Origin of the sequence: uncultured Merdimonas sp. (assembly GCF_963929015.1) — a bacterium.
In the GTDB taxonomy this organism is placed as follows: Bacteria; Bacillota; Clostridia; order Lachnospirales; family Lachnospiraceae; genus Merdimonas.
Genome location: NZ_CAWVHE010000003.1, coordinates 475,680 through 499,056, shown reverse-complemented (window position 1 = coordinate 499,056; position 23,377 = coordinate 475,680). Strand labels below are relative to the sequence as shown.

The window sequence follows — 23,377 nt, the reverse complement described above, 5'->3', positions numbered from 1 at the left end:
TTTCACTTAGCAATTAATACCTTTTCTAAAACACCACAACAAGCAGTCTTCTACATATCGTAATAACAATAATGCATCTTCTTTGCTAGCGACATCTTCGTGATGTGTCCCCAATCCAGACATCACACTATACATGGTCTGAAATAAACGGAATCTGTTTGCACCTTTTTTGTTTGTAATCCAATATGTATATATTTTCTTTATAGATGTAAGCTGTGCTCCGTTCTCAATAATTGTCTCACCAGTTGCATTCAGAAGGCCTTTAATATAATCATTATTAACTGTATCTAATTTTTTGAAAAAGCTCTCAAAAAGCGACCTACAGTTTTCGATACAACTTACATACTGTCCTGAACCAAAATTTGAAATAGCTTCATCGTAAAGAATTACCAAATCTGAATGATGCGTTACTAACATAGAACGTAAATATGTAACATCTGCATTTCTTTGCTGCGCACCACCAGAAGCAGGAATAAGAGAATAATTTATTGTTTCGTAATAATCATCCTCCTCGACAGTTTCAAGCAACTCATATCCAATTACATTGAGGTAGTTCGCTAACTTCTCATACTGCTGTTCATCTATCTGATGAATACTTTCCAAAATTGTGTTTAAAAATCTTAACAACGCTGTTTCATCGGATTCTATTTTCTCACAGATAGCCATACATGCGTATTCTGGATTATACTGGTCATTTCTGTTTTGATAACCTCTGTTATACCAATAAGGACATAATCTATTTTCATATTCTTCTGTAAATGATGATAATCCTGCTTTTTTAAGTAATATTTCACCATCATCGTTATTGTCAATGAGTCTATTCATAAGTTTCCCGAAAATGCTGTAAATATTTGAACGTGCTATTCTTTCCTTTGTATCAATCATATACTTTCCTCCTTCCATAACATCTAATCCACTGCCTGCTATATAGCCAACAGTCGAGTTGCCGGATTAGACGACATCTAAATCACTCACTCAAATTGAGTTAGCACCCTAGATAACATCTATCCTAGTGCCACAACCCACGACATCTAATCCACAGCCTAAACCTTCTGACCGTTTTCACAGTAGATATGTTTCAATATAAGAAATACGGACTTTCATGAGCTATTGCCTAATCTCAAAAAAGCCCGTAAATACAGTACTTTTCGCTATTTATTTCTCTTTCTTAGACATCAAACATACGCACTCAACATGATATGTGCCGGGGAATAAATCGACGCACGCCATCCGTTCCACCTGGTATCCTCTTCCCTGCAGAAGTTCCAGATCTCTTGCAAGACTGGTGGGCTTGCATGCAATATATACCATCTTCTGTACCCCGAACCGGATGATCTTCTCAAGCGCTTTGGGATTCACGCCATCTCTTGGGGGATCCAGCACGATCAGATCCGGCACTTCTCCCAGTTCATCGATCACCTTCAGTACATCCCCTGCCCAGAAAGCGCAGTTATTAAGACCGTTTAATGCCGCATTCTCTTTTGCCGCTTCCACAGCTTCTTCCACAATTTCCACGCCCACGACTTTTGCGGCCACCGGAGCCAGGATCTGGGCGATGGTGCCGGTACCGCTGTACAGGTCGAAGATCACCTTATCCTTTGTGTCACCGATGTAGCTTCTGGCTGTCTCATACAGGACTTCCGCCCCCAGAGAATTGGTCTGGAAAAAGGAAAACGGCGTAATCTTAAACCGCAGTCCCAGAAGCTCCTCATAAAAATAATTCTGTCCGTAAAGAATGTCTGTTCCTTCATCTTTCACCACATCCGCCACACTGTCGTTTCTTGTATGGAGAATGCCTGCAATGGTTCCCTCCAGTTCCAGTTCCAGAAGCGCTTCCGCAAATCCGTGACCGTCAAACTCACGGTCTCCTTCTTCCGTCGTAGTCACCAGATCGATCAGGATCTCTCCGGTCTTTACCGCTTTTCTTACCAAAAGATGCCGGAAAAATCCGGTATGACGCATCCGGTGATAATAAGGAAGACCGGTGCTTTTTGCATAGTCCAGTGTCCTGATGAGGATTTTTCGGAAATCCTCATCCACGATCCGGCATTCCGGCACATTAACAATATCGTGGAAGCTGCCTCTTTTATGCATCCCGAGAGCCAGCGGCCCGTCTTTGTACTCATCTCCAAAGGAAAACTCCATCTTATTGCGGTAGGCCTCCTGCCGGGGGCTTGGATGGATCCCTTCCCAGATGTATTCCCCGTCTACGGCTCCATCCATCATGTTTCTGATCTGAGTCTCTTTTAATTTCAGCTGTTCCTCATACGGAAGATTCTGATAAGTGCATCCGCCGCATTGCCCGAAATGCGGACAGGGCGGTGTGATCTCGTTCGCCGCAGGCTCCAGAACCTCCAGGATCCGTCCTTCTGCCTTTCCTTTACGGATCTTATTTACCGAAAACCGTACCAGCTGCCCCGGCGCCCCGTTCTTTACAACAACCGTTTTTTCCTCCTCCGGAAGAAGGATCTTTCCTTTGTTCGGAAATTCCACTTCCTGGATCCGGCCTTCATAGATCTGTCCTTTTTTCATTCATACTCTCCGTTTCTTTTTTCTTACTGCCTTTTACTGCCGCCTGTCTCCGGAAAGCCTGTGGTATTTTGCATTCAGGATCGTTCCGTCTTGCTCTACTTTCACATGATCCAGACTCTTCACATATTGATTAAACTGAGCGTAGCCATAATCGCTGATCTTAAAATCTTTGTATTTTTCATAGACCTTATTTCCAAGCGTGCTCAGCTCGATACCGTTCTTCCCGGCTTTTTTCACCAGGCTTACCACATAATTGTCTATATCGGCTTTGCGTCTCTGATCCTCTTTCAGCGTCACGGTCACAATGTGTCCATGCTTCACCAGCTGGATCCTGGGGAACTGCTCCAGGAATTTGGACAGCATGTTGTAGCCGTAGCTTCGCACGTCAAAATCCGGATACAGGCTGACCAGACGGCTTCCCACCTCTCCAAGACCCGTGCCTTTATTGCTGTCCTGATTTTCAATGATCATATCGATCACCGCATCTTCGATCTTTCCAATACTGAGGCGCTCATGCTGCACTCTGGCTTTGCCTGCGCCCGGCTCCTGCTCGTCCATCAGATTTTCCAGGATCGTAAATTTATCGCAGGCTTTGCGGAAGGGCTCCGGCGTTTTATTTTCTCCCATGCCGATCACAGTCTTTCCGCTCTCCCGAAGACGACTGACCAGACGGGTAAAATCGCTGTCGCTGGATACGATACAGAAACCATCCACATCGTTCGTATATAAAATATCCATCGCATCAATGATCATAGCTGAATCCGTGGCATTTTTCCCCTGGGTATAACTAAACTGCTGGATCGGAGTGATGGAATTGCTTAAAAGCTGCTCCTTCCATCCGGAAAGCTGGGTGCTTGTCCAGTCCCCGTATATCCTCTTATATGTGATCACACCGTATTTAGAAAGCTCTGTCAGAACAGGCTTAATATACTTTGCCGATACGTTTTCCGCATCGATCAGCAGTGCGTAACATTGTTCTTCCATAATTGTCCTCCGAAAATAATAAGAAATGTTTTCAAGATAAAAGCAGGCAGGACGCCCTTTCTTTCACAGATGGGGCTTCCAACCTGCTTTTTCTATTACATTCTGAAACTGTAACCTCTTCTATACCTGATCATCATCATTGAAGAAGTCATCGTCAAAATCATCGTCAAAATCTTCCTCAAAATCTTCCAGATAATCCGGTGTAAAGAAGCAGTATACCGCGTAAGCGATGGCTGCAACTGCCGCTACAGCTCCCACAATGGCAAGTACCCAGAGTACGGTCTTGCACTGGCTGTTGTCCTCCTTCTTATTGATCAGTTCGTTCAACTTTGTTGCAGCAATGATATCCTCTACCTTACTCATGCTCCCACATCCTTTCTTATGCTGTCACAGCAAGTTCATTAATTAAAGACATTATATCACTAACATTTTCAGATTACTATAACTTTATGCCAATTTACTCAATTTTCTGCAATTTTGCAAAAGCAGCGAACATTTTCTTTGTACCCGGGCCGTCAAAATCTACGGTCACCTCGTAATCCCGGCCGCCTTTTACCATGGCTGTCACCGTTCCGGAACCGAATTTGACGTGCCGGACCCGGTCGCCCACCTGGTATCCCGGTCCTTCTCCTTTTGGCGATCCAAACTCCCTGGCCGGTGCCGCGGTTGCAAATGCTTTTGTCCGAAAGGCCTGTCTGGCCTGCTGGTATGCTGACGTTTTCACCGGTTCTTCCTTTTCTTTTTCAAAAACCGCGCCTGTAGACACCAGATTCATAGGGATCTCCTTTAAAAACCGGGACATTTTGTTATACTGGGTCTCCCCCCGGATCATCCGGCGTCTCGCGCAGGTCAGGGTCAGTTCCTCTTCTGCCCTTGTGATCCCTACATAGCAGAGTCTCCGCTCTTCTTCTACTTCTTCCGGGTCGTCCGAAGTGATCGTCAGATAACTGGGGAAAATCCCATCCTCCATCCCGGCCAGATATACATGAGGAAATTCCAGTCCTTTGGCGCTGTGAAGGGTCATCAGCACCACATAATCGCTGGATTCATCCAGACTGTCAATGTCTGCCACCAGCGCCACTTCTTCCAGAAAACCGCTTAATGTAGCCGGTTCATCCTGCTCGTCACAAACCTCTTCATAAGCAGAGATCTTACTTAATAACTCGTCAATATTTTCTATCCGGCTCTGGGCTTCTTCCTCCCCTTCCTGCTGCAGGCTTTCTATGTATCCAGTTTCCTCGATGATCTCCTGCATCAGTTCGGAGATGGTCATCTCCTCTGCATCGGTCTTAAAATGTTCGATCAATGCCACAAATGATTCCAGTCTGGAAGCTCCTCTTCCAATCCCCGGGATCAGATCCACCGCCCGCAGGGCTTCATAAAATCCGATCTCCCTGCCTGCCGCATATTCCTGTACCCGGTTGATGCTGGTAAGACCGATCCCTCTTTTGGGCACATTGATGATCCGGCGCACCGCCAGGTCGTCGCGGCCGTTATCAATGGTCTTTAAGTAAGCCAACAGATCCTTGATCTCCCGCCTTGCATAGAAGTTCACGCCGCCCACGATCTTATACGGGATATTGGCGGTTACAAACTTCTCCTCAAACAAACGGGACTGGGCGTTGGTCCGGTACAAAATGGCGTGGTCGTGATACGCCGATTCTCCTTTTTCCACCCGCTTACGGATGTCGTCCACGATATATTCCGCCTCGTCAAAAGCCGTGTCAAACTGACGGACATTGATCTTCTTTCCTTCCCCGTTATCTGTCCAGAGCGTTTTCTCCTTCCGCCCGTGATTATGGCGGATCACCGCATTCGCCGCATTCAGGATATTTTCCGTGGACCGGTAATTCTGCTCCAGTTTGATGACCTTTGCATCTGGAAATACCTGCTCAAAATCCAGAATATTACGGATATTTGCCCCTCTGAACTTATAGATTGACTGATCGTCGTCCCCTACCACACAGAGATTGCGGTATTTGCCGGCCAGCAGACGGACCAGTTCAAACTGCACGGTGTTGGTATCCTGATATTCGTCCACCATAATATAGCGGAACCGTTCCTGATAGTACTCCAGCACGTCTTTCTGCGTCTGGAAAAGCTGCACCGCCTTCAGCAACAGATCATCAAAATCCAGGGCATTATTGGCCCGAAGCTGTTTTTCATACTCTTCGTATACTGAAGCGATCCTCTGGCGGCTGTAGTCTCCCTGCGCCTGGATCCGGTATTCTTCCGGTGTGATCAGCTCATTTTTTGCCTGAGAGATTGCTGCCAGAAGAGACCTCTCCCTGTAAATCTTTGTATCAATCTGCAGCAATTTACAGATGTCTTTCATCAGAGTTTTCTGATCGTCTGTGTCATAGATCGTAAAACTATTGTCATATCCCAGAAGTTCAATATGTCTTCTAAGGATCCGTACACACATAGAGTGAAACGTGCTGACCCAGATGCTTTCCGAGCCAAAGCCCACCAGGCGGTCCACTCTTTCGCGCATCTCACCGGCCGCTTTATTGGTAAAGGTGATTGCCAGGATATTCCAGGGATTTACTCCTTTTTCTTCGATCAGATAAGCGATCCTGTGGGTCAGCACTCTGGTCTTTCCAGATCCTGCCCCCGCCAGGATCAGAAGCGGTCCTTCTGTATGATATACCGCTTCTTTCTGTTGTTCATTCAATGTATCGTAAATGCTCAATCTTCCTGCTTCCTTTCCGCTTCCTTCTGTTTCATATATAAATGTTCCTTCCTGATCTCCTCATAAAGAGAGATGGAATCCCACTCCTGATTGATCGGAGTTACCACCGCTTTCAGATCCACCCGAACCTTCTCCTTTTTCATCAAAAACAGGGCCTTGTCCAGCATTTCTTCTGTAGCGGCGCTGATCACCATCATCTCCTCTTTGAATCCTTCTCCTTTGTATTCACATCCGGTATCTGTATCTTGCAGATCTTCTTTTGCCCGGATCCCGGCAAGCACACCAATGGGAAGTCCATACTCCTCCTCTTCCACATGCCGGACTTTAAAGCCAAGAAATCCAAAGATCATCCCAATCTTCTTCCCTTTTTCCGTTCCCTTCAGATGATAACAGAGTACTGCTGACTTCATGACAAAAGCCCCCTTCCCAACCGTATGTTCTCATTATATGAGTTTTCAGGTGGAAGTGCAAGCGCGAAAAAATTAAAGAAATATTTCTTGTCATATAGTTTCGGAAACTATATAATGATTGTATTGAGGTGATTTTATGACAATTGATACAAAAGATCTGCTGAACAGCATCCTGTCCAGCATTTCAAGAATTGACTATATCAGGCCGGGAGAGATTCCCAACATCGATCTGTACATGGATCAGGTGACAACTTTTATGGAAGAACAGCTGAAACGGACCAAGCGACATGAAGACGATAAGATCCTGACCAAGACCATGATCAATAATTATGCCAAAAATAATCTCCTCCCCCCTCCGGTGAAGAAGAAATATTCCAAAGAGCATGTGCTGGTGATGATCTTCATCTACTACTTTAAAAATATTCTTTCCATCAAGGATATTGAGACACTGCTTGCTCCCATCACAGAAAAAGCTTTTGATGAGGAACCCTCTCTGGACATGACCGCCATCTATGAAGAAATCTGTCAGATGGAAAAAGCCCGGATCGAAAGCCTGCAAAAAGATGTGGCAAAAGAATACCATCTGGCCGCAGAGCGCTTTCCTGATCTTCCGGAAGAAGAAAAAAATTATCTGCAGATTTTTTCCTTTATCTGCAATTTGAGTTTTGACGTCTATGTGAAAAAGCTGATCATTGAAAAAATGATTGATGAGCTGCCATCGGCAGATAAGAATACGAAAAAGAAGAAATAAGCTGCGGCTTATTTCTTCTTTCTTTTCATTTTATGAGCCACTGGGCGGGTCAATTCTCTCAAACACCATGTCATACCCGTCGTTCCCATAATTTAAGGAGCGGTTTACCCGGCTGATGGTAGCAGTGGAAGCTCCTGTTTTTTCTGCAATTTCCAGATACGTCTTATGCTCTCTTAACATCTTAGCCACTTCAAACCTCTGCGAAAGAGATAGAAGTTCGTTAATCGTACAGATATCTTCAAAAAAAGTATAACATTCTTCTTTATTCTCCAGGCTCAGTATCGCAGAAAACAAATAGTCGACTGCTTCCGTCCTGATCTTCTTACTCATAGCATACTCTCCTTTGTAACAGTATTCATTACTGTTACATTTTAACACAGTAAATTCTTGAAGTCTATACCTTTTTCCTGTGTTTTAAGAAAGCCGTCAATTTTTCAAATGATGTATTCGCGATCAGCTCTTCTGGAAATCCGGTTTCCCTGCAAAGCTTTTCAGCAAATGTGTATTCCGCAATGTCCACGTCAACATGTGCGTCACTTCCAAACACGATCATTGTCCCCTCCTTTTTACAGGCTTCCAGCATCCGCATCCCATTTTCCCAGGTGTTTTCCCGAAACCCGCCCGGACGAAGGGAGGTATTGTTGACTTCCAGAAGCGTTCCTGTGCGTCTGGCTTCTTTTGCAAGGAGATCGTAATCTGCCGGAAACCGTCCGTCGTCCGGATGTCCGATAATATCCACATAAGGATTTTGCATGGCAGACAGGTAGCCTTCCGTCACATTTTCTCTGGTTTTTTCATCTTTAAAACAGGGCGTATGCATACTGGCAATGGCAATATCCAATCCTTTCAGCGCAGATTCCGGCAGGTCGACTCTGCCTGTTCTGTCCATAATATTTAACTCTGTTCCCAGCAAAAGCCGGATTCCGCACATCGTTCTTGGAACCACGCGCAGATTCTGAAAATAGTATAGTTTACAGCTTCCCGGCATCTCCGGCGCATGCTCGGTGAGCGCAAGCCCTTTCAATCCTTTTTCAGCCGCTGCCTGCGCCATCTCCCGCATTGTATTATAAGCATGGCCGCTGGCCAGTGTGTGACAATGGGTATCAATCTCAATCTTCATAGACTCTTCCTTCTTTCCTGTCTTCTTTCTCTCCTGGATCTCTTCTCTCCTGAATTCTATCACTGCAAATGCTATCATACCACACACCATGAAAAAAGAGCAACGCCGCGGCCTGTATATATTTCCGTTTTCTGCATATTCTACAGGTATATCAAATTGCAACCCGAAGCAAGGAGGATATTTCTCATGCGTAAAAAAAATGAAGATCAGAAGAAAACAGACGAATTTGACTATTTATCCAGCGCTGCATCCGTCCAGGATCTGACCGGACTTATTCCGGCAGCTCCGGCTTCTTCCGAAGAGCTGGAGGCTTATGAAGATCTGTATGATTTTCTGCCGCCAGGAGGAGACGCCTCGCAGCTTAAACCCGCGGCAGTCACAAAACCCACGCAAAAGAATCACAAATAAGTTTGGCCGGCATATACTAATCAAAAACGGAGTTTTGATCATGCCAGCTATGAATCTTATCCCGGTAAACGGGATCGTTGTAAGTATTACGCCTTTTGGAGACGACTGCTGCGAACAACAGGTCAGCATCCGCACCACGGAAGGAATCAACAATTTCATCGTCGGACCGGAAACCTATGTGCAAAATAATGTGCGCCTGCGCCCGGGAATGAACGTAACTGCTCTCTACGACAGCGAACAGGCTGTTCCTCTCATATATCCGCCCCAATATCGCGCCGTCTTTATCGGCCGACGCAACCCCGGTGAAAAAGTATACGCCGGTTATTTTGACGAAGCCCTCACTTCGTCCGACGGATCACTGCAGCTGAACATTGACACCTCCACCAGCGTGGTAACCGCTAACGGGCAGGCCTTCCAGTGCTCCCCCGGCGGGCATACCCTGATCGTCTACTATAGTGAAACTACACGCAGCATTCCGCCGCAGACTACGCCACGAAAGATTGTTGTGATTTGTTAAGATAATAACAGGGGACGTAGTCCTTTGCAAAAGGACTACGTCCCCTGTTATTTTTTTCACTAACTTCTATTCTGCACTTCCACCAGATGCAACGCTCCATACCGCTCACGTAGCCTGGGTTTCTCAATCTTCCCGGTGGGATTTCTCGGCACATCGGCAAAAAATATTTTTCTGGGCCTCTTATATCTTGGCAATTTCCTGCAGAATTCATTAATGTCTTCTTCGCTGCAGGAAACTCCTGGTTTTAATTCTATGATCGCCGCTGCGATTTCTCCCAGTCGGTGATCCGGCAGCCCGATCACTGCCACATCGTGAACCGCTTCGTTGGTCCGCAGGAAATCTTCCACCTGTACGGGATAGATGTTTTCTCCACCACTGATGATCACATCTTTTTTACGGTCTACCAGGAAAATGAATCCATCTTCGTCTTCTTCTGCCATGTCTCCGGTATACAGCCATTCTCCGTGAAGCACATCCGCTGTAGCCTTCGGATCGTTGTAATAGCAGACCATGACACCCGGGCCGCTGACCGCCAGTTCTCCAGTTTCTCCCGGTTTTACGTCATTGCCATTCTCGTCAATGATCCGGGTCTTCCAGCCGTATCCGGCCTTGCCGATGGCTCCTACTTTCTCTATATTCCCAATTCCCAGATGGACGCATCCAGGACCCAGAGATTCGCTGAGTCCATAGTTGGTGTCATACTGATGATCCGGAAAATATTCCAGCCAGTGCCTGATCAGGCTTGGCGGCACCGGCTGGGCGCCGATATGCATCAACCGCCACTGATCCAGCTGGTACATGGACAAGTCAATCTTTCCGCTGTCCAACGCCAGTAAAAGATCCTGAGCCCAGGGTACCAGAAGCCAGACGATGGTACACTTTTCTTCGGAAACCGCCCGCAGGATAAACTCCGGATTCGTTCCTTTTAAAAGCACTGCCTTGCCGCCTGTTAATAAGCTTCCCAGCCAGTGCATCTTTGCCCCGGTATGATACAGCGGCGGAATACATAAGAACACATCGTCCTTTGTCTGACCGTGGTGATTCTGCTCCGCTTTCGCCGCGTGCATCAGCGCCTGATGCGTATGCAGAATGGCCTTGGGAAATCCTGTGGTTCCTGATGAAAAATAAATCGCCGCATCATCCTCATCTGTCACATCAATCTTTGGGGACTGGCTGGAACAGTTCGCGGAATGCATGGTGTAATCTTCTGCAAATCCGGGGCATCCGTCTCCCACAAAAAACAACAGCCTGTGCCGGCTGATATCATCTGCGATCTCTTCGATACGGCCGATAAACTCCGGACCAAACACCAGCACGTCTACCTCTGCCAGTTCCACACAGTACTTGATCTCCTCTGCGGAATACCGGAAATTCAGAGGAACAGCCAGCGCCCCTGTCTTCAGGATCCCAAAATAAATCGGCAGCCATTCCAGACAATTCATCAACAGAACTGCCACCTTGTCACCTTTGTGAACTCCCCGCTCCAGCAGAAGGTTCGCAAAACGGTTTGCCTTTTCATTAAATACATTCCAGGTGATCTCTCTTCTATAATAGGATGCCCGCACAGGTTCGATCAGTTCGTATTCCTTCCAGGTCACTCTGCGGGTTTCCGGCATCTCCGGATTAATCTCTACCAGCGCCACATCATCTCCGTACAGCCGGCAGTTTTTTTCCAAAATATCTGTAATAGGCATAAAAATCCCCTTTCTGGCATATCACTTTAGCGCTTTTAATCGCTAAAGTAACTATACCTTTTTTGAAAGGGGATGTCAACCTTATTTTACTGCTTTTTTGGCAAATTCCGTAGTCACAAGATCCTGATAAGGAGCCCGCTCCTTTAGTTCACCTGCTTCTTCCAGAATATCCTGTAGAAGTTCAAAGCTGTCTTCTTCAAAGATCAGATCCGCCTTCCAGGTATCCTGATCATAGTACCGGGCTACGATCGTGGTAATGGTTTCCAGATCCGTTTCCTCAAACTGCGGTTCAATCACCTGCGCGATCTCCTCCGGCGTATGACCCTGCACATAATCCATACCCTTCTGCAAGGCATCCGTAAATCCCTGGATGATCTCCGGATTTTTCTCCATATAGCTTTGCTTTGCAGAAAAAGCAGTGTAAGGAACGTATCCGCTGTCCGTACCAAGGGAAGCCACTACATACCCTTTGCCTTCTGCTTCCAGACTGGTTGCTCCAGGCTCAAACTCTACGGTAAAGTCCCCTTTTCCTTCTGCGAAAGCAGCTGCCGTAGAACCGAAATCAATATTCTGATCGATCGTAAGATCCGCCGCCGGATCCAACCCGTTTTTTCGGAGAATATATTCAAATACCATCTGAGGCATGCCGCCTTTTCTGCCTCCCAGCACCCGAGTTCCTTTCAGGTCTTCCCAGGTAAAGTCCGGCATTTCTTCTCTTGCCACCAGGAAGTTCCCGGCGCGCTGGGTCAGCTGGGCAAAGTTTACTACATAATCTGTAGCGCCCTCATTGTAAGTATAGATGGAGGCTTCCGAACCCATAAAACCAATATCGGCTTCGCCGGAGATCACAGCCGTCATTGTTTTGTCAGCACCAAACGGGGTTAATACTTTAGGCCGAGACACGGTGAAAAAACCGCGTATTTACGCCGTCGAGAATCTTTTTTGTTTCTGGCATTTTGCACAACGTACATTCGTTCGTTTCGTTTTGTTTCGCAAAAGATGATACAGTATTTTTAATATCCCCGGAGCTTTTGACGGCCCCGGGGATCTCACTATACTCCGACCGCTTTATAGTCCAGCAGAGTGCCGTCGGAGGCGTGCGCCTCGAACTGGATTATGTAGTTCGTGCCCGGATCGGGAACAAAGCTCGCCCACTGGCCATCGAACTGGATGAACCATTTCTTGGTCGTGCAATTGTAGACCTTCATTTTCAAGCTCACATCTGCATTATTGGATGAGCAGCCAATCAGGATGCTGCCGTCCGCTTGGGTATTTGCATAAGTGCCATTGATCACGGTTCCCGTCCCGGCATCCGTGCCGATGGTCTTGGTGTCGATCAAATGTGCATTTTTCTGATCAAGATCATACAGCTGGCACTGCACCAGGTATCCGGCGCCGCTCTTGTCTTTCTTGAGCGAGACCCAGTTGCTGGACGTCCAGTCAACTAGCGTCTCCCAGGTACCCTTTTCCACATCATACAGCAGCCACTTAAATCTCCCCTTATTGCCGGGCATAGTAAAATTGAACCCGATATCAAGCTGTTCCGATTGTTTGATGAACACAGGAGTTCCCAGTCTATTTACAACCTCATTGTACCGTAGCACACAGTTCCAGGGATAATTATAATAGGATCTTATATTTGTCTCATAACCCGTCTGATCTCCCGGCTGTCCCCCGGTTGCCTTACCCTTCTCATTGATAGACGCCTGGGCAATCTTTCCATCGCCGATATACACAGCAACATGATGGATGTGGTTCAGAAGGATATCACCCTTCTTCAGACCGGATCCTGTTCGAATATTTATTGCTTTTGTAACATCCGCAAACCCTAGTCCCATCAGCACAAAGTACATATTCCCAGTGTATGTGGCGCCCTTGGTCTTTGCCGGGATCCCGGCATACTCTAACGCGCTGATGACAGCACTTGAGCAGTCGTAGTCACCTTTTTCGCCCCATCGATACTGTTGATCGTATCCGTGCAGCGGATTATTTACCAGTTCAACCATCCAGCTACAGTACATATCTATCTTTCCCATATATATACCTCCTTCCTGTTGCGATGTCACAACAGTAAAATAGGGCGCTGATCCGCGCCCAGATTTATTTCGACTTATTATACTTTGTCCGGCCCCACATCTCCGCGACCTTCTCCCAGCCGCCGGTAGCGACAAGGTAAACGATAAATGCCGCGATCACGGATCCGACAATGTAATACCACATAATCGTCATCTGTAGATATATACACAGGATGACAACCGCCAGCGGACACAGGATCAACGCGATCACCAGTGCCACGGCGTTGGTCTGAATGTTCTTCAGCCCCGGCATCTCCTTGATCACCTGGGTGATAATGCTGACCAGGAAGGCCAGCACGCCGATCGCGATCAGCGCATAAGTAACATATTCCATTAACACTTCTACATTCATAGTCTATTCCTCCATATCATGCGCCTGTTTGTTCAGGTGCTTTTCTATCTTATTGATACCATCAGTTACCGGGCCATTGCAGCCCTGCTCTTTTAGACCTTTCAGGCAGGCCAGAAGGCCATATGTGATCAGACACTGTTCTTCGTTGATCTTCCGGATATCTTCTTCATGAGTCTTTCGGATCTTTTCGATCCTGCGCTCCAGCTCATCCGGCTTTCTGAAAAAACGATAGGCAGCAATCAGCATACCACCAATCACTCCCAGTGCCGCGATCAGACTGCCTGCTGTAATAATCGTCTCAATGCTTATATACATCAGACTGTACCTCCTATATTTTATGCAACAAAAATAAGACCGGTTCACGGTCTGTCCCTAATCCCCATATGTCCCTCCTACTTAAAGCCATATGGCCATGTAACACACTTTGAAATATGCATTAGTAGAACCGTCGTTTTTCATATTTGCCGTGAACCCTGTTTTAGTGAAGTTTTTCACAGCTATATGAACGCCACCACCAGTGCTGGTATACGGAGTTGCTAAGACGACATCCGGAGCAGAATCGTGGCTCTGATCAAAATTGATTTTGAGATCCGCCCTCCCATTTGACGCAATAAGAACACTTTCGTTAGAAAGTGCTGTCTCATAATCAGAAAAAGCCAGCAAAGGCTTCCCGTTTTTTAGCGGATTAACAAAATTAATCCTGTCGTCTATAATGTTGAAAACATTATGATAGTTTCCACCGGAACCTTCGGGAATCGTAACCATCGAACAACCATCGAAATGGGCTGTCTGTTCGACCAAACTCGTAACCGGATCTGATTTGATATATATTCCATCATCCCCGATCCGCGCGGCATTGTCCAGAATTGTTAAATTTTCCGAAGTAAATTTGGCGAGTACTGTGTTTCCATTTCTAATTAACACTGCATTTCCGTCCATATAGATATTCTTTCCGCCCGGATTCCCGATCGTGGCCGTGCTGGCATACACCGGTTCCGAGCATACCCGCCAGTACGAGCCATCGTATGTAAATATCACCGTCGCTCCTGCCGCCCAGTAAGCATATCTAACGCCCTGGGTGTAAATAGCTTTCGCACCGGTATTGTCTACATTCAATGTGGGATTCGAAGCGGTGTTTGGGTAATTAAACTTTACTGCCACCGTAACGCCTGTCTTCAAGATCAAAGATCTCCTTGACGTCGAGGCCGCTTTCGATGCCGATGTTTCAGGAGACGAGCTGGTTGCGTAATACATTGACGTTGTCTCTTCTGGAGAAGGGGACCAATCTGTAACCACATTCCCCTCTTCTATTTGCATGTGCCAAACTGAAAAATCGAAGTCTTTACCAGCCACGTCGGTGGTAAAATTAATTTGAACACCAGAAGTTCCTAAAGATTTTGAGAAAATTACAGCACGCTTCGTCTCCCCTGGCGATACAACAACGGTGTCCGATAACTGCGTCTTAATGTTTGCGGTAACTCGAATGACATTTGTTGGGTGGTTGTTCTTAATAAACACGCTGGTTACATATCTCCGCCCCTCAATCGACATGACGTATAGTCTTCTGTTATAAAGAACACAAATAGAACTAGTTCCGCCAGTTCCATATAATCGAACCACCTTCTCCGTGTTCCACCCCGAAACGGAATCATATTCTTGGCTAAGGGTCGATCCCCCATATGTATCAAACCGATTTATCGGATCATCCGTATACAGCAGAATATTCCTTCCCCCGATTTCAATATCGTTCACCGCTTCCCAAGAAGAATCGCATACCGGAGTCGTATATTCAACTCTATCTGGATTTCGATATACTATTTTGTTTCTAGTCCAAATGTATTTACCATTCTCCCATTCCGGGGGAACAGAAGACCAACTACCGCCAGTAGGTTTATCTTTCGAAGTTGATAAATAATACTCGGCTGTAATGGATTGAATTTCTGTCCCATCTTTACCATCCTGTCCATCGGCTCCATCCTGTCCCGGATCACCTTTGATCTTAGACCAGGCATACTTCGTCGGGTCTGTGCTGTCCGCAGCTGTGTAATCCGTATACTGTCCAATATACAGCTTATTGGCGCTATCTGTTACAGAGAAGCCGCTCGAACCGTCTGCACTGTTTGCATAAGCAATATGAAGATAAGGAGTCCTACCATCTGCTCCCGGTTTCCCAGGCGTGCCCTGGCTTCCGTCTGCTCCTTTGATCTTGCTCCAGGCGTAATCACCCGGATCCTTGCTGTCCGTTTCGGTGAAGTCCACATACATTCCAACATATTCCCGGTCACTGTCAGATACAGAGAAGTCCGTCTGCCCATCCGCACTGTTGGCGTAGGCAATGTGGGTGTAGCTGGTTTTCCCATCTGTCCCATCTTTTCCAGGGATCCCCTGGTCGCCTTTCTCTCCCTGCAGGCCCTGGAGGCCACGCTCTCCCGGATCACCTTTCTCACCTTTGTCTCCTTTTTCGCCCTTCTCTCCGTCTTTTCCGTCGGACACGTTACTCACTGTTACTTCATAGACTCCCCGCAAGATACCTCCGGCGTCATGGGCTTCAAACCGGTACACTGCCTTGCCGCTGATATCCGATGCGTTGACAGTGATGGATTTGCTCATTTCCTGCAGGACGCCATCCTTTTTCCATGAAATCGTCATGGAATCGGTCAGGTCTGTCCCTGCATCCATCACAGATGCCGTCAAGGTTGTCTGCCCCTCCCCGTTCTTAAAGACAATGCCATTGTTCGTAAGAATGGAGCAGGTATAAGCCTTATTTGCATCAACAAGTGCCTGCACCCTTGAAAGCAGACTGGGGTCAATCTCGCTCTGAAGCTCCCGGAAGTTGCTAAATGTGGTCTTGTTCCTTGCTGGATCCGTAAAGCTGCGGATCTGCTCCGACACCCTGGCATTCAGATACAGAACAGGCGTATATTCTTCATCCACGATATTCACCGTGTCTCCGATCGCCGTATCAAAATACCCGTCTACATCATAGCTGACCTGCGGCTCGCAGATCTTTTTCAGCTCCGCAAGCGCCTGCCCGTACAGCATCTCTGCGTTGTCAGTATCATAGGACCATACCCGCAGGATATACCCGTCCTCTTTTTTCGTCAGATTTGACGGGAAGCGGTTTCTTGCCTGCACCGCCCGGATGCAGTTGTCTCCTGAAGGGCTGTTGAATTCGATATTGCCATTTTCATCATATTCCGTTTTAACCAGGCTCGTGATCTGCAGTCCGTCTTTTCCGGTTGGCCGGATGGCGGTATACAGATCTGTGATGTCAGATGTCTTCGTGATCCCGCTGATCTCTTTCCCATACCGCAGCGTAATGTCTGTCCGCTCCCGCCCGATTCCCTGATAATTGTCCGAGTGCTCCCGGTACACATTCGCCACAACCCTCTTCAAGGAGTAGTTGTCTGCAAGCTCCGTCACAAACTCGATTTCCGCCGAAAACACTGTCGCAAGAGAATACAGCCTGGCAAGAAGTGTCTGCGTGCCAGTCCATTCATGCGTGATAGTTTTATCAGATACTTCATTCAGTACAAGAACCGTGCTGCCTTCCGGATCAAATGCTGACCAGTATTCCGCAAATGTCATTGCTTTTGATGCTTTGTACGCTTCCTTTTCCTCGTTCAGCAGCTCAAACAGGAGCCCGTAACACTCTGCCCGGATCTCCTGTTCATCCTTCTCCACATGTACGAGATTCAAATAGTAGTCTTTTCCGGCCCACTTGAACGCCAACTTATTTCCCTCAACAATATACTGCCCGTCATCATGCTTTGCACTTGTTGCAAAGTCAAATGTATACGCACTGCCCTGCAGGTACTCATGCAGCTCATCATCGTAATAATGCAAAGCTTCCGGCGCGGTATTATCCATATAAGTCAACACCTGATCTGCGTGATCCAGAATTGCGATCCTTACATTTTCCATTTACAAATACGCCTCCCTTATCCTTGCTGTGATCGTTGGTTTAGGGTCACAGAAATCCGACACAAAAAACTGCACCTTTGTATTTCCCGGCGGTGCGTGGAAGTAGGTGCTTCCTGTGATCTCATCACCGGTAATATTCATACCGTTCCGGTAGATCTTTGTAGCCGCCCCGTCAACAAATATCACATCACCGGCAACATATCGGTTCGGAACGTCCCGCCATTTCTCCACATTGACCTTTTCAAATGTAAATGCGCGAAAACAGTTCCTTTTCACATATTTATCTGACAACCCCCTCGCATCATATTGCGAGATTGACATTTGCACTTTTTTACACTCCACATCTGCCAGCTCCGGCGCAGTTACAACCTGATAAATCCCGCCGTAATACATTGTAATCTTATCGCCCTCTTTGCGAACACAGTTATGGCCACGCTCCTTATCGTACGGGTTCAGCGTATCATAATAGATTGATGTAAAATGTTCCTTGCGGACGACATTACCGTTCACAAGAAACTCCACAAATGCGGTATTCCCCACCACATCCGTCTTGTAGATCTTATAGCCGCAGATCACGCTGTTGTCCGCATCAAGGAAAACGATGCCCTGGACACCAGTCTGCCCTTCCTTGTCGGACTCGAACCAGTGCCGGAAATAACTGTAAAAATTTTTGGCGCCGACATGTCCCTCTGAATCCGCCGGCAGGGTCAGAGTACGCATACCGCCGTTCCATTTCCCTGCTTGCGGTGCAGATCCTTCGGACGTCAGTACAAGATAGGTCTCCCCTTCTTCTACGGATGTTCCAAGCGTGCCAGCCATGTTGTGAGCAGGGTTCATATAGTTTGTCCCGTGATCATCCTGCTGATCGAGCAGATCCTCAAATGTTGCCAGGACCTCATTTTGCTTATAAGTCTCCCCGTCTACTTCGTCAATCTTGCCGATCTGTATTGCTCCGTGCTCTGATACAATGCCAACATACCCATTATCATGATTGTTGTGTACTATCTCATAGCTGATCGGTACAGCCTCGGTTCCGTCATTCTCGATCGTGGCCTCCAGGATCCCCTCGTCATTGACCGATGCAGGGAAGGTCTTCTCCACAGTTGAATACTTCCGGGGATCGCAACAGTAAATGGAAAACTCACCTGTCACGTTCAGGCGGCCTTCCGGCACATCTCCGGCATTGCTCTTCGTTCCGATAAAATATTTGTCCGGCTCATCTGCAAAAATGATCTCTGCCTCTTCCTGTCTAAGGATTGCATTCAGCTGATTGAACCGTGCCCGGAACTGCTCCGGGGTATCGGAAAGGAGCTGATATCCTACCGTAATTGTCCTGGACACCGTCCGGCGCCCCCGGTATTCAGCCCCGTCTATCATCCCGATCTGAAGTTCGGTGATTTCTTCCTCTGTCAGTTCCCGGCCAAGGACATACAGCGTCCGGTATCCCTCTATTTCGTTTTCAATATACTTGCCATTAATCTTCATGGCTTCAGACGGGAGGCTGCTTCCTGCAGCCCCCTCATCCACATCAACAAAGTTATACATTTCTACCCCTTTATGCCCTTGATCATATTCTTAACCTTCTGCTTCTTGTTCAGCTCCGCTTCCGTATACGGCGCTGTCACCCGGGCTACTTCCCGGCCTTCCAGGATTACAGGCACGATGATGGTATAAGTTGCATCCATCGTTTCTGTATACTCAAATCGGCTGTCTGGAACATATGCCCCTGCATAAGCGAACCGATCCGCAATACTTCCGGATGGCAGCGCTGCTTCCGCCACCTGAACAGCTGCACGCTTAACCGCCCGAACATCATCCAATATTCCAAGCACAAAGCCTTCTGTCGTGAAACCGCCAATCTCTCTTGTTACCCTTGACGGAGAACCAACTTTTAAAGCGCGGTTCATTGTCGCTGCCACCTGGCTGGCCAGACGGTTTGCTGCCGCTATCGCCGCACCAGACCCCGCATTGATTCCCTGCGCCAGACCTGCTGATGCATAATATCCACTGCTATAGAAACCAGATCGAATGTTTCTCACTGCAGATACCATACTGTTCCCACCTCGAACCACACTGTTCTTGGACTGATTCATGCCTCTGTTAATAGAATTTTCAAAAGCATTCATTCCGGATTCTGCGGAAGATTTAATCGTCTGCATGTCCGCCTTTACCGCAGCGTTCATTGCTTTCATTCCAGATTTTGTAGCTGTCTCAGACAGCTTCATTCCGGCCGTGATTTTCTGCGTTACCCCAGACATTCCAGACCCTACAACAGCCGCTGTCATCTGCATACTGGATTGTGCCGCCGCAGGTATCTTTGTAAATGAAGCACCTGTCACATTAGACATCTGATTCAACTGACTGTTCAACGCATTAGCAGCTGCCTGACCGGCCGAAGTCATTAGCATAGTCATTGTTGCATTCAGCGCACCTGACTGTCCCTGCATGCCTATTACAAGACCATTAATCAAATCCTGACCATATCCCATGAAAACAGTTGATGGGGAATGGACACCTAGCGTATTAGCCGCAGCTTCGTTCACACCGGTAGCCATCGCCCCTGCGGCGGTAGCTGCGGTTTCTGAACTGCTTGAAATACCTTCTGACAATCCCTGGCCTACGTTTTGTCCAAGACTACTAAAATCAGCTGCCGTAATCTGTTCATTCAAGGTCTGCTGTGTCTTAGTGATCAGATTCATTGCAGACTCTGGTACTGTAGATGTATCAAACACAGTCTTCAGCGCATTCGTTGCCGTTTCACCACCGTTTGCAAATGCCTCTGACAATGCCTGAAGTTCTGCGTCGGACGCCTGCACCATTGCATTGACATATCCGGCTGACTCTGGTCCAGCCTGTCGCAACTGTTCCAAAAGGCCTTCGTTTATTCCTCTCTTCGCCAAGGTATCAATGTTCGTTGCCCACTCACTGATTACGCGCTGATTCTCCAGAAGGTTCTGTGTCATTTCAGCCACTGATAGTTCTGAATCATCAGACAATGTGTCAAACATATTTGTTGCCTGATCCGCATAGGACTGCCAGGTTTCATTCATACTCTGAACAACAGCCTGTTGCGTCTCGCTCAAATCCTGCAAAGATATAATCTGCGACTGCGTTCCGGAAGTTATCGCTTCTGTCTGTGCCGCCTGACTTTCCGTCATAACACCTTTCAGATATTCTTCAGAGGAAGCAAGCTCCTTCTTCCTGGTATTTAATTCTTCAGACTGAGCGTCCATTTCGGCAAGCGCGTCCCGATATTCAGCCATAGCCTTAGGTCCGTTACTGTTCAGCTCCTGCCATTCTTTTTCAAACTGGTTCCTTTTTTCCGAAAGAGCCGCCTGTTCTTCCTCTACCTTGAGCTGCTCCTTCATAACCTCTACATATCGCTCCTGGGCTGCCTGGGCTTTTACCTGCGCTTCATATGCTTCTACCTTATTCTTCAAAGCATCGGTAGTCATATTCAGCGCATCTGTCTCGGAATTGTACTGAAGGTTCAACCCTTCCATTGAAGAATTTAAACTATCAACGTAAGCTTTCAGTTCTGCCTTGTCTTGTGCGCTCTTATTTTCCTTTTCAGACAACTTTGCGATATTATCAGCCAGTTCCTTATTTGCTTCCGCAGTAGCACGAACATCTTGAACATTATCTTCATATGCCTTTTCCGTGGAATCCAGTGACTCTATCAAGTCCTTTGAAGACTGCACGGCTTTTTCTTGGCGATCATAAACCTTCTCTGTTTCCTTATCAAGCTTGCTAAGTGCCTTGGATACCCCTGCTGTTACAGCCACCAGCGCTGTAGCCAATACAATCAGAGACCCGATCGGATTGGCGGTCATGGCAGCATTTAATCCCCACTGTGCCGCTTCTGCAATCCCCATCTGACCTGACAACGCTCCTAACACCGCTGTTTTCGCAATCACCAAAAGACTGCTCTTGGCTGTAACAATATTCCCGGCTTCCTCAGCTGTCGTCTTTGCCGTTTCCGCTGCCGCATTTAGTTTTGACACCTGTGCCTCTTTTGCATCGGCCATCGTCTTCGCCATAGATGCCTTAATAGAATCCTCGTCCGCTCTGATGCCTGCCTTAGTGGCTGCTGCCTCCATCGTCTCTGCTTTCGCGCTCAACTCTGCTGATGATGCACCAAACTCGTCCATCTTTGCCTTTGCTCGTGCTACTGCAGCCGCCTTTTTATCCACGTCAGCCCTGGCTCTTGTCACAGCAGCCGCGACCTTTTCCTGCACAGCCTTCGATTTGGTTGCCGATGCCGCAGCCTTTTCCTCTGCCGCTTTCAATTTCAAAGTGGCCGCCGATAGCTTTTCCTCTGCGGTCCGTACCTTCGTTTCTGCGGCTGCCGCCGCCTCTGCAGTCTTTCTTGCTTTTGTAGCAGCAAGAGCAGATTGCTGGGCAATAGCCTGGGACTCAAGGGCCTTAGCAGACGCCTTGGCATACATTTCTGACATTTTATCTGCCTGCGCCGCTGCTGTCGTAGCAGCTGTCCGCAATTTTGTCGCATCTGCCGCCAGTTTTTCCGCATTATTAAAAGCTTCAATTACGATCGTTGCCGCTTTCGCCTGCCGGTGATACTCTTCCCATACATTTTGCACTGCCATAGCCGCTTTCAGTGCTGCGAAACCTGCGACCACCGTAATAATGGACGGTCCTAACAAATCCAGCGCCTGCACGGCAATTCCGGCGCCCTTTGACACACCTTCAAAGAATCGGTCTATCGTACCGCTTGCAGAATCAAGCTTATCAGCGATGGTATCACCATCTATCTTCTGAACAGCCTCATCCACAGACTGAATGGTATTTGCCATACCTCTTGTGATGGAAATCCCAAGATTCGTAAAAGATGTCTGGATGCCAGCGCTGGCCGCTTTTGCATTCTCGGCAAATCCACCCGTCCTTGTAGAACACTCAATCAATGCATCATTAAACTGATCAAAGGTAATCTGCCCGCTCTGAATCGCGCTGTAAAGTTCATTACTGTTTCCACTCGCAATTCCAAGCTGCTTCGCCGTCTCACTAAGTGCATATCCCATTGTTTCCTGAAGAGAACGCCATCCTTCCATATCGACGGTGCCTTTTGACAACATCTGTGTGTACTGGACAAGTCCTCTTTCTGCATCGGCCGATGCAGATCCGGATGCAAGAAATGCGTTATTCAAAGCAAGAGAAGTATCTGTCGCTTTCTCAAGATCTCCAGTCAAAACGGCAATCCTCTGTGTGGATGACACAATCCCATCCAAGGAGGTCGGCAGGCCCTTAATTCCATCTGAAAGCTTTTTGATTGACCGATTAGATACATCAGCACTAAATCCCATCTGCTCCATCACTTTAGGGAAACGTGTCATAGTATCAAACCGATCCACCGCGTCTCCGGCGGAAGCTTCCAACTTACTAATAGCCGCTTCCACTACCCGGAAAACTCCCGCCCCTTTTGCTATGTCCATCATGCTGCTGGACGTCCGCTTATTCTGGTTTTCAATTTCTTCCAGAAGAGAAGCGGCGCTTTTCATTTTGCTTGTATATCCACGATCAACAGCACTAAGTATTGCTTTTACGCTATAGCTTTCCACGCCCGTTTCTCCTCTCTTTCTGTTTCTCTATTCCCTGGATAATTTTCTGACTCCTGGATGATCCAGATTTCCGCTTCTGCGGGTTCAGAATTTCCAACTCTGCTTTCTTATAATCAAAAAACTGCTTAAATGTCTTGAATACAGGTACACGCTTCCTCTTTCCAGACTTCTTCATGGCCTGAACATTCCAATTTGCCCAAGCCTGCAGATGGATTTCGTGTTCCCGATCCACCCTTCGCAGATCAGAAGCCTTCATCCGCATTTCAAACTCATAAAGGGTCATCCTGTTTATTTCCGCAAAATCCATCATATGAAGATATCGCATACTGTCCAAGACAATAT

Annotated in this window: 19 protein-coding genes and 1 pseudogene; 3 read left to right on the top strand and 17 right to left on the bottom strand. The window is 47.3% G+C overall.

What is annotated here, in order from left to right; translation table 11 throughout:
* Window positions 1–6: 6 nt before the first annotated feature.
* The 6 genes from ABGT54_RS03285 to ABGT54_RS03260 form a co-directional block, all read right to left on the bottom strand.
* Entirely contained in the window at window positions 7–885 is an 879-nt protein-coding gene (locus ABGT54_RS03285) for a hypothetical protein (protein WP_346662826.1), read from the bottom strand.
* 270 nt (window positions 886–1,155) lie between these two features.
* Window positions 1,156–2,532: a 23S rRNA (uracil(1939)-C(5))-methyltransferase RlmD gene (rlmD, locus tag ABGT54_RS03280; RefSeq protein ID WP_346662825.1), complete on the bottom strand. Its 1,377-nt coding sequence runs from the start codon at window positions 2,530–2,532 to the stop codon at window positions 1,156–1,158.
* Between the two features lie 33 nt (window positions 2,533–2,565).
* Window positions 2,566–3,516 carry an NYN domain-containing protein gene (locus tag ABGT54_RS03275; protein ID WP_204932019.1) on the bottom strand — a complete coding sequence of 317 codons (951 nt, stop codon included), beginning with the start codon at window positions 3,514–3,516 and terminating at the stop codon, window positions 2,566–2,568.
* Between the two features lie 120 nt (window positions 3,517–3,636).
* Window positions 3,637–3,879 (bottom strand): DUF4366 domain-containing protein, encoded by a 243-nt coding sequence (locus ABGT54_RS03270; RefSeq protein WP_346662824.1) that lies wholly within the window; start codon window positions 3,877–3,879, stop codon window positions 3,637–3,639.
* 94 nt (window positions 3,880–3,973) lie between these two features.
* Window positions 3,974–6,208 (bottom strand): DNA helicase PcrA, encoded by a 2,235-nt coding sequence (gene pcrA, locus ABGT54_RS03265; protein WP_346662823.1) that lies wholly within the window; start codon window positions 6,206–6,208, stop codon window positions 3,974–3,976.
* Entirely contained in the window at window positions 6,205–6,618 is a 414-nt protein-coding gene (locus ABGT54_RS03260) for a DUF3783 domain-containing protein (RefSeq protein ID WP_346662822.1), read from the bottom strand. The genes pcrA and ABGT54_RS03260 overlap by 4 nt, the downstream gene beginning before the upstream one ends.
* Before the next feature lie 136 nt (window positions 6,619–6,754).
* Here ABGT54_RS03260 and ABGT54_RS03255 point away from each other — a divergent pair, with 136 nt between their 5' ends.
* Window positions 6,755–7,369 (top strand): DUF1836 domain-containing protein, encoded by a 615-nt coding sequence (locus ABGT54_RS03255; protein ID WP_346662821.1) that lies wholly within the window; start codon window positions 6,755–6,757, stop codon window positions 7,367–7,369.
* Between the two features lie 30 nt (window positions 7,370–7,399).
* Here ABGT54_RS03255 and ABGT54_RS03250 read toward each other — a convergent pair whose 3' ends face one another.
* Entirely contained in the window at window positions 7,400–7,699 is a 300-nt protein-coding gene (locus ABGT54_RS03250) for a YerC/YecD family TrpR-related protein (protein ID WP_346662820.1), read from the bottom strand.
* 64 nt (window positions 7,700–7,763) lie between these two features.
* Window positions 7,764–8,489 (bottom strand): phosphatase, encoded by a 726-nt coding sequence (locus ABGT54_RS03245; RefSeq protein WP_346662920.1) that lies wholly within the window; start codon window positions 8,487–8,489, stop codon window positions 7,764–7,766.
* 186 nt (window positions 8,490–8,675) lie between these two features.
* On the opposite strand from ABGT54_RS03245, the gene ABGT54_RS03240 reads away from it, so the two are divergent.
* The gene (locus tag ABGT54_RS03240; RefSeq protein WP_346662819.1) at window positions 8,676–8,897 is read left to right on the top strand and encodes a hypothetical protein; all 222 of its coding nucleotides are present in this window, start codon (window positions 8,676–8,678) and stop codon (window positions 8,895–8,897) included.
* A gap of 40 nt (window positions 8,898–8,937) precedes the next feature.
* Window positions 8,938–9,414 (top strand): hypothetical protein, encoded by a 477-nt coding sequence (locus ABGT54_RS03235; protein WP_346662818.1) that lies wholly within the window; start codon window positions 8,938–8,940, stop codon window positions 9,412–9,414.
* Between the two features lie 59 nt (window positions 9,415–9,473).
* Here the strand turns inward: ABGT54_RS03235 and ABGT54_RS03230 are convergent, their stop codons facing one another.
* The 9 genes and pseudogenes from ABGT54_RS03230 to ABGT54_RS03190 all read right to left on the bottom strand — a co-directional run bounded on the left by ABGT54_RS03230 (window position 9,474) and on the right by ABGT54_RS03190 (window position 23,342).
* On the bottom strand, window positions 9,474–11,108 hold the full coding sequence (locus tag ABGT54_RS03230; protein ID WP_346662817.1) for a class I adenylate-forming enzyme family protein: 1,635 nt from the start codon (window positions 11,106–11,108) through the stop codon (window positions 9,474–9,476).
* An 81-nt stretch (window positions 11,109–11,189) separates the two neighbouring features.
* Window positions 11,190–11,996 (bottom strand): annotated as a pseudogene (locus tag ABGT54_RS03225) (ABC transporter substrate-binding protein); the annotation flags it as partial.
* Window positions 11,997–12,160: 164 nt separating this feature from the next.
* Entirely contained in the window at window positions 12,161–13,144 is a 984-nt protein-coding gene (locus ABGT54_RS03220; RefSeq protein WP_346662816.1) for an NlpC/P60 family protein, read from the bottom strand.
* A gap of 64 nt (window positions 13,145–13,208) precedes the next feature.
* Window positions 13,209–13,535, bottom strand: a complete 327-nt coding sequence (locus ABGT54_RS03215; protein WP_346662815.1) for a ribonuclease — start codon at window positions 13,533–13,535, stop codon at window positions 13,209–13,211.
* Between the two features lie 3 nt (window positions 13,536–13,538).
* Window positions 13,539–13,850: a branched-chain amino acid ABC transporter permease gene (locus ABGT54_RS03210; protein ID WP_346662814.1), complete on the bottom strand. Its 312-nt coding sequence runs from the start codon at window positions 13,848–13,850 to the stop codon at window positions 13,539–13,541.
* An 81-nt stretch (window positions 13,851–13,931) separates the two neighbouring features.
* A complete protein-coding gene (locus ABGT54_RS03205) occupies window positions 13,932–17,459 on the bottom strand; it encodes a phage tail spike protein (RefSeq protein ID WP_346662813.1) in 3,528 nt (1,175 codons plus the stop codon).
* Window positions 17,460–19,004, bottom strand: coding sequence for a distal tail protein Dit (locus tag ABGT54_RS03200; protein ID WP_346662812.1), 1,545 nt, complete (start codon window positions 19,002–19,004; stop codon window positions 17,460–17,462).
* A gap of 2 nt (window positions 19,005–19,006) precedes the next feature.
* On the bottom strand, window positions 19,007–23,035 hold the full coding sequence (locus ABGT54_RS03195) for a tape measure protein (protein WP_346662811.1): 4,029 nt from the start codon (window positions 23,033–23,035) through the stop codon (window positions 19,007–19,009).
* Entirely contained in the window at window positions 23,022–23,342 is a 321-nt protein-coding gene (locus ABGT54_RS03190) for a hypothetical protein (protein ID WP_346662810.1), read from the bottom strand. Before ABGT54_RS03190 ends, ABGT54_RS03195 begins: the two co-directional genes overlap by 14 nt.
* Between the last annotated feature and the right edge of the window lie 35 nt (window positions 23,343–23,377).